Source organism: Novacetimonas hansenii JCM 7643, assembly GCF_000964405.1.
Classification (GTDB): domain Bacteria; phylum Pseudomonadota; class Alphaproteobacteria; order Acetobacterales; family Acetobacteraceae; genus Novacetimonas; species Novacetimonas hansenii.
In genome coordinates, this window is the sequence record NZ_BANE01000210.1 from 20022 (window position 1) to 29190 (window position 9169).

A 9169-nucleotide genomic window follows, 5' to 3' on the forward strand; every position below is an offset into this window, starting at 1 on the left:
GCATGGAAGCACTTTTGACGATTGCCGGTTTCACCGTGACAGGCCCTATACGTGGCAGCGTAGAAGCAAGTTTCGCTGAAAGGTTAAAAATTTATTTCCAACAATAACGCGAAAGTGACCGCAGTTTTGTTATGAAAACGCGAAAATGGAAAAGACGCCGAAATAATTTAATATTAAGAAGGAATTAAATCTGCGTGCCTATGCCTCCTTGTCCGAAGAAAGAAGCAAGAATACCCCATTAAGGCAGGTTCCCAGATGGCTGTTCCCCGGCGTTTCCATTCATGAATGTTCAATAGGTCTCTGGTGCGCAAAATAATTGTCTTCAGGCTGGGCCTGACTGCTGCGGCTCCGATTTTCCTGGCCGATGGCGCATATGCCCAGGTTATCGACAACTATTTCCCGGCCATTGGAAGCGGGGCGGGTGAATTGGCGCAGGAACCGGCGCAGGTGCGTGCGATGGGGGCCTATACGCCGCTGGGTAAGCGGTACGGACCTTTGCGCATTGATGCCGATGGCAGCGAATCGGAAGGATATGCCAGCAACGTTGACCGCAACGTCGGCGGTCATTCCAGCGCGGTTGTCTCCACACAGGGGAACCTGTCGGCGGTGTCAAGGTGGGGCAAGCGCGATCAGGTCCATGGTAATATCAACGTGGACGATATCCGCTATCCGTCGCGCAGCATCCAGAACCGAACGAACTGGACCGCCAACCTTGGCGGGGTGCATGATTTTGGTCACGATACGATTGGTGTCTCCTATACTCACCTGTCGCTTGTGCAGATGCCCACGGATCTTGGCGCGCTGATTGTCAATCGTCCTGTGCCTTACCAGGTTGATGACGGCAGGCTCAGCTATACCGCGACGACACATGGGCGGCTGAGTATCATCCCGCAGGTTGACGTGCAGCGTTATCATTTTGATTATTTTACCCCGACCGCGAATCAGCCAAGCCAGGGATATCGCGACCGTGTGCTTGTGACCGAAGGGGTGACCGCGCAATATGAGCTGCGGGGTAACAGCCATGTATTGCTGGTGATGCAGGGGACGGAAATCCGTTACCAGAACCCGTTGGAAAATGCGCCATCGCGTGATTCCAACGGTGCATCGGTCATGGCGGGGTATGATTTCGGCATGCGCGGTCCGTTACGGTTCCGTGCCCTTGTCGGGTACCAGACCCGGCGTTACCGTGCCAGCGCATATGGCAGCATCAATTCCCCCATGGCGGAAGCCGAACTCAGTTGGGTGCCGACGCGCCTGACCACGGCAACCCTGAGCGTCCGGCATGGGATTGAGGACAGCGCCTTTGAAAATGTGGTTGGCTATACATTTACCGGCGCGCGGATCGGTGTAACGCACACGTATCAGCGTAATATCGTTTTTTCTGCATATGGACAGATACAGAAAGCGAACTATCCGTCGGCTCCGGCCTTTCTACAGAACACGGTCCTGTACCAGGAGCACAATAACCAGACGTTTTATGGCGTGGGGGCCGAGGTGCAGTGGCTGATCAACCGCCACATGCGCCTGTCGGCAAATTATGATTTCAGCAGTCAGAATACGGTGGGAAGCGGACAGTTCCCGATACATACTTTTCTGGTCGGGTTTCATCTCTCGCTTTAGGCGACGCGTATCCGGGCGTCTGGTCTTCCTGCCGGGATGGATATGATGACAGGAGCATACGACGCAATGCCGACGACCTGTTCAAGACCCTGCCGGGCGGCCATCTGGCTGCCGGCGATCATGGGCGTGATGGGGGGCCTGCTTGCAGGTTGCGCGCCCGGTTCGGATTTGAAACCGGTTCCCCCTTATGACCCCGGACAGTACCGTCTGGGCGTGGATGATGAAATCCGTGTCATGACATATGAACAGGATCAGTTTACATCGGATTTTCGTGTCGATAGCAGCGGAAAGGTCGCCTTTCCCGTTGCGGGCAGCCTGCAGGCAGCAGGGTTGACCACAGTGGAATTCGCAACCGAGGTGTCAAAGGCCCTGCAGGCGGCGCGGATGCTGCGTGACCCGAGTGTTTCGGTCGAGGTTTCGGCCTATCGTCTGGTGTCAGTGCTGGGGGAAGTAGCAAAGCCTGGCCAGTATCCCTACCAGCCGGCCATGACGCTGCTGACGGCGGTTGCGGCGGGGGGGGGATTTACCTATCGTGCGCTCGAAACCCGTGCCTATGTCGTGCGGCAGGAAGGGGATCATGCGGTTGTCGGGTATCTTAAGCCCCATGATTACGTAAAACCGGGCGATGTCATAAAAATATACGAACGTCACTTCTGATACCATACCCGCGCTCATCGCAGCAGACAGAAGGCCGCGATGATCGCCCCCCAGCATGCAAGGCCGATCATGATGCCGATAACCATGCCCCGCGCGGGGCGCAGGCGGTCCGGTACGGTGGGGCGCAATCGGGCGCGCGATGACGATGTGGGGGTACCTTGTGGCCTGTGGCGGGATTTCAGGGGCAAAGATCATCTCCTGCTCGGTGCCGCGTCAGGCCCTGTTTACGTAATGTCGGCGATATCTTCATGCCTATGTCTGAAGATATGGATAATGCCCACGTGCCTGCCCTTTAAAGCATGTGGACACATGCACGGCAAGGGGACGTGACAGTCAGCAAAGCGGAGGGGTAATTCATGAATATTCTTCCTGCGGCACGCCCGCAGCCGATGGCCCCGCGTGTTGCCATCGTCCACGAATGGCTGGAGCATTATGCGGGATCTGAACGGGTGCTTGAACAGCTTGTGCTGATGTATCCGCACGCTGCACTCTTTGCGATCGTTGATTTCATGCCCCCTGATCGCCGCGCCTTTCTGGGGGGGCGATCAGTCGGGACGACGTTCATACAGAAACTTCCTTTTTCCAGAAGGTATTTTCGATATTATCTTGGCCTGATGCCCATTGCCGTGGAACAGCTTGATCTTGCGGGATTCGATCTCGTGATTTCCAGTAACCATGCGGTGGCCAAAGGGGTGATTACGGGGCCGGACCAGGTCCATGTCTGTTATGTCCATTCACCGATGCGTTATGCATGGGACATGCAGGCGGCATATCTGCGCCATGGCGGGATGGAGCGTGGGATAAAGGGGATATACGCGCGCTGGCTGCTGCATCGGTTGCGCAACTGGGATGTGCGGTCCGCCGCCGGTGTTGATGTGTTTGTGGCCAATTCCAGCTATATCGCGCGCAGGATACGCAAGGTCTATCGCCGGGAGGCTGTGATTGTATATCCCCCTGTCGATATCGACAGGTTTCATGAAAAAATGCTTCCACGACGCGAGGCTTACATCGTGATATCACGCATGGTTCCCTATAAACGCATCGACCTTGTGGTGGAGGCATTCCGGCGCATGCCCCATCGTGTCCTGCATGTGGCGGGTGACGGACCGGAGCGTGACCGGATCGAGGCGGTGGCGGCAGGCGCGCCGAACATCATCTTTCGTGGCCGTGTCAGTGATGCGCAGGTTCTGGAGATGATGCAGGAGGCACGCGCCTTTGTTTTCGCGGCGGAGGAGGATTTCGGGATCGCGATGGTGGAGGCGCAGGCATGTGGCACCCCGCTGATTGTTTTCGGGCGTGGTGGGGCATGTGACATTGTTCGTGATGCCGATGATCCCGAGGGGCCGACAGGTGTGTTTTTCGAGGAGCAGGAGCCGGACGCCATTATTGATGCGGTCGAACGGTTCGAGGCGATGCGCGACCGGATGACTGCACGTGCCTGTCGCGCCAACGCCCGGCGTTTTTCGCATGAGGCCTTCCGCCAGTCCATGTCTGACGTGGTGGGGCAGGCGATGCGTGATACCTGCGCACGCCGGATGCACACGCCGCGATAGGTCGCGCATGGAAACAGGTAAGGCGGAGGCTATGTGCAATGACGATCCCGGTTGTCGGACTGATTCTGTTTCCGCTGTGCCTGCTGTTATGGATGCGTCCGCTGCTGATGCTCCATATCCTGCTGCTTGCAGGGATTCTGCCTGCGGCGGGAGCACTGGTGCTGGGTGGGTTGGGGGTACAGCCTGCCATGGTGCCCGCCATGGCGTTCATGAGCTTCGTGATGCTGCAATGGGTGATGGGGGTTCATTATCCAGGGGAACGTACGGTCATGGCGCTGTGTTTCCCGTTCGTGGCGGTGGTGGCATGGACGCTGCTCGCCTCCATGATCATGCCACGACTGTTCATGAACCAGGTCATGGTCTGGCCGCAAAAGAGCGATTCAGTGGGGGGCAGGGTACTGCTTGCGCCGAATTTCGGGAATATCTCGCAGGATATGTATCTGCTGATAAATACACTCTTCCTGGTGCTGGCGGCACGTTTCCTGACCCGCAGCGACATTCGGCTGGATCGTCTTTACCGGACCTTCCTGCTGTCGGGGTGGTGTGTCGTGGGGATCTGCATGTGGCAGTTCGCGCACCGGATCGGTGGTGTCCCGTTTCCCGATACGTTTTTTTATTCCAATCCCGGTTGGGCCGTCCTTAATACCCAGACCGCAGGGCCGGTGCCACGCATCAATGCGTCGTTTTCGGAACCAGCCGCCTGTGCCGCCTTTCTTGGTGAAATCCTGTTTTCCAGCGTCTGGATCGTTTTGCAGGGATATTCCGTGGCCCGTGCCAGATGGCTGGTCCCTGCGTCGGCTCTTGCGCTTGTTTGCACGACCTCGACCACGGGTTTCATTACCGTGGCGATGGAAATCTGCCTCCTGCCCGTGGCGGCCATCGCCACCGGGTCGATGCAGCTTTTGGGAAATATAACCCGAATGATTGTCGTGGGGATTGCGCTGCTGGCCTGTGGGGGGCTGGTGGTCGTCACGGTTGCGCCACAGGTCGTGCCTGCGGCACAGTTCGTGTTCCAGTCCACGGCGGAAAAGAAAGACAGCCAGTCTTATCAGGATCGTTCCCAGGTGGATCGGGATTCCATGTCCCTTGTCGGGGAAACCTATGGGCTTGGGGTGGGGTGGGGCAGCAACCGGGCGTCCAGCCTGCTGCCTGGTCTGTTATCGACCATCGGGGTGGTGGGGGCGATTGGCCTTCTGGTCTTTGACTGGCGGTTGTTACGTGCGGCGATGGCGGCGCGCAGGCGTGTGCCGCCGGGGCCGGAGCGCCTGGTTATCGAAGGCGTGGTGCCCGCCCTTGTCGCACGTCTGATTGCGGCATCGCTTTCCAGTCCGACTGTGGGCTTTCTCGATTTTTACCTGCTGATCGCCATGCTGGTTGCCGCGATCGCGCGCATTGACCTTCAGTGCGCGGCCATGGACCCCGCACGTATCGCGCATCACGCGCTGGTGCCGGTATATGCCACTGCGGGACAATGCCATGCGGAGGTGGAGACGGACAGGCCGCAGATCCATGCATGAGACGGGATGGAAGATGATGCATGTCCTGACCAATGCGGGAGATCAGGCCCTGATGATCCCTATGGAGGTGGGGGTCTTGTTTGTCTTCATGCTGTGTCGCTGCTGGCGTATGGCCGTGGCATGGGCTGTCATGGTTCTTGCGGGATCAGGGGTGATGCTGCTGCTGAAGCTGTATTTCGAGGCATGTGGTCCCGCCCGTCATCGTGTGTTGTACAGCCCCAGCGGTCATACGATGGCGGCGACCATGGTATATGGCGGCCTGCTGTCGCTGACGCGGCTTGACCGTGTTTCCCTTGCGGTCGGGGTGCTGGCCATTGCGGTGCTGGAGGGATGGACCCGTGTTGCGCTGGGTTATCACACCGTGGTTGAGGTCATGGTGGGTGGGGGGATCGGTATTGTGATGGTGGCCGGGTTTGTGGCATGGACCCCGCCAAGACAAACGAAATTTCGTCCGATCCTGTCCGTCCTGTTCGTGGTCATGATCGTGGCGATATCCATGCATGGATGGCACCCCAATATCGAACGCACGATACAGTCGGCCTCGCGGTTGTATTTTTCAAAGTGGGAATGTAAAAAACCGCCTTTGCACGAATAAGGCAAATATTGTCATAACATGCCGGATGAAGCGTTTGGACATATCATGCGGCGAACAAATGTTTTTACATCGTGATCGGCTGGTTTTATACGCTTGGTCCGGCATATGGGGCATGATGTGGTGATGTCCGGGTCTGGCGATCATGTCCCATGATGAATATGGCCACCTTGCGCTGCGCAATTGCAGGGTGGAAACATCTGAATATACAACAGGTAACAGACACCCGATAATGCGCCATGTCCCAAAACGACCTGACCATCTGATACTGTCGCTGTTGTTTCGGTGCGGGTGTCTGGCAATGGGGGGGATGGCCATGCTTTCGCTGTCCCAGCAGGCGTATGCGGCACCATCAGTCGCGCGCCATACCCATGCACGACGGCCGGCAAAGGCCATGCCCACCCGGGCCGAAACCATCACGGTCAATGCGCAGCGTCGCGATTTCCCCTATCCTGAGGCGCAGCATTCCCCGGATGCGGATACGCGCCTGACCGGTACGCGCCTGATCGAACGCGGGGTCGTATCCCTGCGCGGGTTGGAGCGTGTGGCACCAAACCTGACCATCCAGAGCATCAACGGCACGGCCTCGACCAATTTTTACCTGCGTGGGGTTGGTTTCAACGATTTTACGCAGAATAACATGCCGTCGGTACTGTCCTATTTCGATGACGTTCCTTTTGCGTTTTCGACGATGACGGACGGGATGATGTTCGATCTGGCTGGGGCAGAAGTTACGCCGGGGCCGGTGGGCACACGCCATGGACAGTCCGATACGGGGGGAGAGGTGCGGTTGCGTACCAATGACCCGACCGATCACTGGCATTACGGCGCACGGCAGGATATCGCCTCCTACGCCCGCAGCCGCAGCGAGGCGTATGTTTCAGGTCCGCTTGCACGTGGGCTGAGCTTCCGCCTTGCGGGACAGACGCAGCAGGGCGGCGGGTGGCAGACTGATCCGGTCAATGGTGCCCACCTTGGCGATGCTGACCTGTGGGCCTTGCGCGGCAAGTTGAAATGGACACCTGACAGCCATACCACCTTGCTGGTTTCCGGGCATTTTACCCAAGATGACAGCGAGGTGGTCAATCCCATACCCGTTGATCGTCTGGTGGGGAAAGCCCCCCTGCCCACGGGGTCATGGCAGCAGACGCAATGGTCCATGCGTCCCGAATTCGCCCGCCTGATTGGGCGCAAGCCGGGGCTGAAACCCAGCGAGCATAACCAGTTCTGGGGGGCGGATGTCCATTTCTCCCATGATTTTGGCCCGGTGACATTTTCATCCATCAGCGCGTTCGAGACGGAACGGCAAGGTGAGTATACGGACCAGGATGGCACCGCACTGGCACAGGCCGATACCTATCGCACCATTGACGCGAATACTTTCACACAGGAAGTGCGCCTGCAATCTTCTCACCCGCATGACCGGTTGCAATGGACGGTGGGGGCCTTTTACCAGCGCAGCCGCATGCAGCAGCGCTTCTTTTTTGATTATACCGATTATGTTCCGCAACGCGGTTATATGATGGCCACCCATTTTGGTATGGATCAGGAAAACACCTCAGAATTCGGTAATGTCAGCTATCGCGTGGGACATGGCGTAACCCTGTGGGTGGGGCTGTTGCATGAAATCGATGACCGGTCGATCTCCGGCCTGCAATCTGTCATCTTTGGCGGTGTATCGCGCAATTTTCATGGCGAAAGCACGGCGGCCGCGCAATATGCGGGACAGGCCGGAGTGTCATGGCAGGCAGCGGCGCATGAGCTTGTTTATTTCAAGATCAGCAAGGGATTCAAACCTGGCGGGTTCACGGCAAACAATACCCAGATCCAGGCACAGTTGAACCCGTTCAAGCCCGAAACTGTCCTGACCTATGAACTTGGCCTGAAAAGTGACCCCATTCCCAACCGTATCCGCCTTAATGCGGCGGCATTTTACAATGATTACCATAACCAGCAACTGGTTGGGACAGTATTGATCCCTGATTATGGGCCGTTGAGTGAAATTACAAATGCGCCCAAATCCGAAAGCTGGGGGTTTGAGGCAACGTTGGACATACATCCGTTCGCGCATCTGTTCGTGACGCAGAATCTGGGGTGGCAGCGGGGAAATTTCCAGAATTTTCCAACCGTGAACCGTGCCGCCACCAATGCTTATTATGCACGGCATGGGGTGTGGAAGGCGATTGAGGATAATTTTGCCGGTGTGGATAACGGACAACCCAAGCTGACCCTGAATGGTAATGCGGAATGGCGTCAGGCGCTGGGCACGCATTATGGTATTGATGTCGGTCCCGACTGGCTGTATCGCGACAGTCAGGCGATTACACCCGGCGGGACGGGTTTTTATCGCCTGCCGCCCTATTTCCTGCTGGGTGCGCATGCGACGTTCCACCCGGCATCCGGGCACTGGTCGGCCACGGTTTATGCGACGAACCTGCTCAATCGACGTTATGCCGAAAGCGGTGGCATGGCGACTACCACCTATTTCTATATTCCTGGCGCCCCGCGTTTCATCGGTGGTCGCGTGTCGTGTGATTTTTGATACGCCGGGTTTTTGATACACTGGGCCATCACGTCACCAAAATGTGTGCTGTTACGTGTGGCAAAGTCACGTGTCGCGAACGTCGATTATGTAATATCGTCCCACATGACAAAGGTATGTGCCGGGAAACGTTTTTCCTGTTGGGAATAATGATGGCAGCCTTTTGACAGAGGGAAGCCCATGCACGAAGACGACGCCAAGCCATCTGGTGAACTGACCATCCGTGTCGTGGCAATGCCCGCGGACACCAACCCGGCAGGGGACATCTTTGGCGGCTGGCTGATGTCGCAGATGGACCTTGCCGCCAGCACGACCGCCGCCCTGTGTGCGGGGGGACGCTGCGCGACGGTTGCGATCGACCGTGTTGTGTTCCATCGCCCCGTATCGGTGGGGGACGAGGTCAGCATTTATACCCACCTGACGAAACAGGGGCGTACCTCCATGACCATCGCTGTGGAGGCATGGCGCAGGGTGCGTCGCGCAAGCCAGCGGCAGAAAGTGACGGAGGGACACTTTGTTTTTGTCGCCCTTGACGAAAACGGGCGCCCGCGTCCTGTGGATGCCCCCTGACGCGGCAGAGAAGTTAGAGATTGTTTAAAAACAACTCATTGATAGAAAATAAGAAAAGTTTCTTGGGTGCCGCCTTTTTCAAAAAGGCGGCGTCTTCTGAAGCTTTTTAGAAAAAGCT

At 57.3% G+C, this 9169-nt stretch carries 8 protein-coding genes; 7 read left to right on the plus strand and 1 reads right to left on the minus strand.

The window, feature by feature from the left end:
* Positions 1–285 precede the first annotated feature (285 nt).
* Both B7G66_RS13190 and B7G66_RS13195 read left to right on the plus strand, forming a co-directional pair.
* Positions 286–1620 (plus strand): outer membrane beta-barrel protein, encoded by a 1335-nt coding sequence (locus tag B7G66_RS13190; RefSeq protein WP_048859270.1) that lies wholly within the window; start codon positions 286–288, stop codon positions 1618–1620.
* A gap of 66 nt (positions 1621–1686) precedes the next feature.
* Complete coding sequence (locus B7G66_RS13195) at positions 1687–2277, plus strand: polysaccharide biosynthesis/export family protein (RefSeq protein ID WP_003619324.1); 591 nt, start codon at positions 1687–1689, stop codon at positions 2275–2277.
* Positions 2278–2291: 14 nt separating this feature from the next.
* Here B7G66_RS13195 and B7G66_RS17930 read toward each other — a convergent pair whose 3' ends face one another.
* Complete coding sequence (locus B7G66_RS17930; protein ID WP_155116145.1) at positions 2292–2465, minus strand: hypothetical protein; 174 nt, start codon at positions 2463–2465, stop codon at positions 2292–2294.
* Between the two features lie 168 nt (positions 2466–2633).
* Between B7G66_RS17930 and B7G66_RS13200 the strand changes: the two genes are divergently transcribed.
* From B7G66_RS13200 to B7G66_RS13220, 5 genes are all read left to right on the plus strand, one after another.
* A complete protein-coding gene (locus B7G66_RS13200) occupies positions 2634–3830 on the plus strand; it encodes a glycosyltransferase (RefSeq protein ID WP_003619325.1) in 1197 nt (398 codons plus the stop codon).
* 38 nt (positions 3831–3868) lie between these two features.
* Positions 3869–5347, plus strand: a complete 1479-nt coding sequence (locus B7G66_RS13205) for a hypothetical protein (RefSeq protein ID WP_003619326.1) — start codon at positions 3869–3871, stop codon at positions 5345–5347.
* Positions 5340–5942 carry a phosphatase PAP2 family protein gene (locus B7G66_RS13210; protein ID WP_003619327.1) on the plus strand — a complete coding sequence of 201 codons (603 nt, stop codon included), beginning with the start codon at positions 5340–5342 and terminating at the stop codon, positions 5940–5942. Before B7G66_RS13205 ends, B7G66_RS13210 begins: the two co-directional genes overlap by 8 nt.
* Before the next feature lie 313 nt (positions 5943–6255).
* A complete protein-coding gene (locus B7G66_RS13215; RefSeq protein ID WP_048859273.1) occupies positions 6256–8481 on the plus strand; it encodes a TonB-dependent receptor in 2226 nt (741 codons plus the stop codon).
* Between the two features lie 180 nt (positions 8482–8661).
* Positions 8662–9051, plus strand: coding sequence for an acyl-CoA thioesterase (locus B7G66_RS13220; protein ID WP_003619330.1), 390 nt, complete (start codon positions 8662–8664; stop codon positions 9049–9051).
* Positions 9052–9169 lie beyond the last annotated feature (118 nt).

What these genes read in the sequence shown, in the direction of transcription:
- B7G66_RS13220 (WP_003619330.1), top strand. Translation starts at nt 8,662, where the DNA reads ATGCACGAAGACGACGCCAAGCCATCTGGTGAACTGACCATCCGTGTC.
- B7G66_RS13210 (WP_003619327.1), top strand. Translation starts at nt 5,340, where the DNA reads ATGCATGAGACGGGATGGAAGATGATGCATGTCCTGACCAATGCGGGA.
- B7G66_RS13195 (WP_003619324.1), top strand. Translation starts at nt 1,687, where the DNA reads ATGCCGACGACCTGTTCAAGACCCTGCCGGGCGGCCATCTGGCTGCCG.
- B7G66_RS13205 (WP_003619326.1), top strand. Translation starts at nt 3,869, where the DNA reads ATGACGATCCCGGTTGTCGGACTGATTCTGTTTCCGCTGTGCCTGCTG.
- B7G66_RS13190 (WP_048859270.1), top strand. Translation starts at nt 286, where the DNA reads ATGTTCAATAGGTCTCTGGTGCGCAAAATAATTGTCTTCAGGCTGGGC.
- B7G66_RS13200 (WP_003619325.1), top strand. Translation starts at nt 2,634, where the DNA reads ATGAATATTCTTCCTGCGGCACGCCCGCAGCCGATGGCCCCGCGTGTT.
- B7G66_RS13215 (WP_048859273.1), top strand. Translation starts at nt 6,256, where the DNA reads ATGCTTTCGCTGTCCCAGCAGGCGTATGCGGCACCATCAGTCGCGCGC.